Origin of the sequence: Sphingobacterium sp. BIGb0165 (assembly GCF_024810095.1) — a bacterium.
Taxonomy (GTDB): domain Bacteria; phylum Bacteroidota; class Bacteroidia; order Sphingobacteriales; family Sphingobacteriaceae; genus Sphingobacterium; species Sphingobacterium detergens.
On the sequence record NZ_JANUEB010000019.1, the window covers coordinates 1 to 2,129 of the forward strand.

Here is a 2,129-nt window from a genome sequence, read left to right on the forward strand (position 1 = left end):
GCAAAATAATACTTTGTTTAAACTGGCCCGCAATTACCGATACAAGTGGACCTATATCGCCGATACAAGTGGCCCGTTATGCACCGATATATACAGACGTATAACAGATCCATGTATATCAATATGATTGTACTTCCTCCTATTTAATTTGTAAGGTAAGCCCGTGTAATTGAAATTTAATATGGTTACATCTTTCGGTTCTATATATCTGCCGTCTACATATTGATCTTCTGGAATGTTTTTTAAGTGGTGTTTATCGATGATAATTTTGGAATCAATCGGATCCTCTGCACAATAATCGAAATTATAATCTACATTCGCTGAGTTGCTGACCAACTTAAGATATTCATACAAATTAGCCTTTATTATTTCAAAATCTACATTAATTTTCTTTAATTTTTTCTCTGCCTCCTCTTCCTTCCCAATAGTATTAAATAGTGATAAACACTCTTTCAATAATTTGTAATATGTCATTTCAATATCAACCCAGTTTCGTTCACGTTGATGACTCATTAAACGCAAAAACAATTCTGATTTTGAAGTTAAATAAAATCTATACATAATATCATTAGAGATAAAATCCGGACTATACCCATCCGATCCAGAATTAAATTCCGTGATCAACCACATAGCTAGCTGTTTATAATCGGTTATTTCCCTGCAGTTGTTACCTTGAAAAATTCTATCATGAGATATTTCAATTAATTCTCTATACTTTCCATCATCTTTTGAGGAGCTTTCGAAACAATTACATAGGTACCAGATCAGAAAATCTGTATATTTTGTAGGCAATTTATTATGGATGTCGAAACCATTTCCAACAATGATAAGTTTATTCATAATGTCAAGCTAAGTTAAAAGATGCATTAGTTATAAATATTACAATTGTGCCATCATCATTTAGTTTTTGGTATTTAGGTGTTATAATTACGACATATTATCAATACTTAGAACTTTAAGCAAACCTTTTAATTTCATTAATATTTCATCAAAGGTCACTATTTCAACATTTTTTTGACTCGATCTTAATAACTCAAAGCAACGTCGCTGAGAATCAGTGAGCATGCTTTTTGTACCAATGACAAGTATGCATTTGGGGTCAAATGATGGATTGTTTCTGCCGAAATCTTTTATAAAATTATCTTTTTGATCTAGACATTGTGCTATCCCAGCGGATAATTCGTCAGACATTGGAAAGACATCCGGTTTTCGGTAAGCAATCTTTTTAAAAAGATCTTTTTTATGTGTTTTGGTTTCTAGTAACGCATAATTATCTTTGAAACCGTTTTCGAATAAGAAATCAAGAATCCGTCCTTGATCATTATCTATAGTTTTTCCCCCGACATATGCTTCTTTTTTACGCAAGATAACCTCATAGGGAAAAAGGTGAGACAATATCCAAGCATTTTTCTCAAAAAATGCTTGCCATTGTTTTTCATTGTCTTTATTTGAAGAAGATAATTTCTCAAATTGTTTAATAACATCTTCAATATAGACCTTATTGATCTGTTCCTTACTATTGATAAAATTAGATGTTGTCTTAATGATACTGGGTGGGATAAGATCAAGTATTGACGAAAGAGCGTTCAAGTCCTCTTGGTTAATTTTAGCAAAAGAATCATATTTTCCAAGAAAACGGCTAAGCTCCCCACTTGGCATATATCGTTTAGAAAGTGTGATAGTTGAATTTATCCTACACAAGCCTTTATTTATTAAAAATGTTTTTTCCTTATCATATGTCATCTTTTCTTTATAAATTTCATTGAGTATTGTTTTTAAATCCGCCCAATTTAATGAAATATGATCTTGCCTGAAGCTATTGGTAATATTAATTCCTATAGTATAATTAAAAACATCCCTATATTTCAGGTAAAGACCGGCAAAAAAATGTCTAGCCCTGAGTGTTTTAAGCCCATATTTTCCTGTCACACGAAAATCATGTGGAATATCCTCAATACTGTCCCAGCCGACCATCTCAAGTTTTCTTATCCGTTTCGGTTTTAGAGATCCCTCCTTTTGATCTATTGAATAGGGTGTATATATCGGTGCATAACGGGCCACTTGTATCGGCGATATAGGTCCACTTGTATCGGTAATTGCGGGCCAGTTTAAACAAAGTATTATTTTGC

Annotated in this window: 2 protein-coding genes; both read right to left on the reverse strand. The window is 32.5% G+C overall.

Features of this window, described 5'->3' with window-relative positions; all coding sequences use genetic code 11:
- Nucleotides 1-51: 51 nt before the first annotated feature.
- Entirely contained in the window at nucleotides 52-840 is a 789-nt protein-coding gene (locus M2408_RS26290; protein WP_259187559.1) for a bacteriophage abortive infection AbiH family protein, read from the reverse strand.
- 87 nt (nucleotides 841-927) lie between these two features.
- Nucleotides 928-2,129, reverse strand: a 1,202-nt coding sequence (locus M2408_RS26295; protein WP_259187560.1) for a Shedu immune nuclease family protein, incomplete at its 5' end; no start/stop codon positions are given.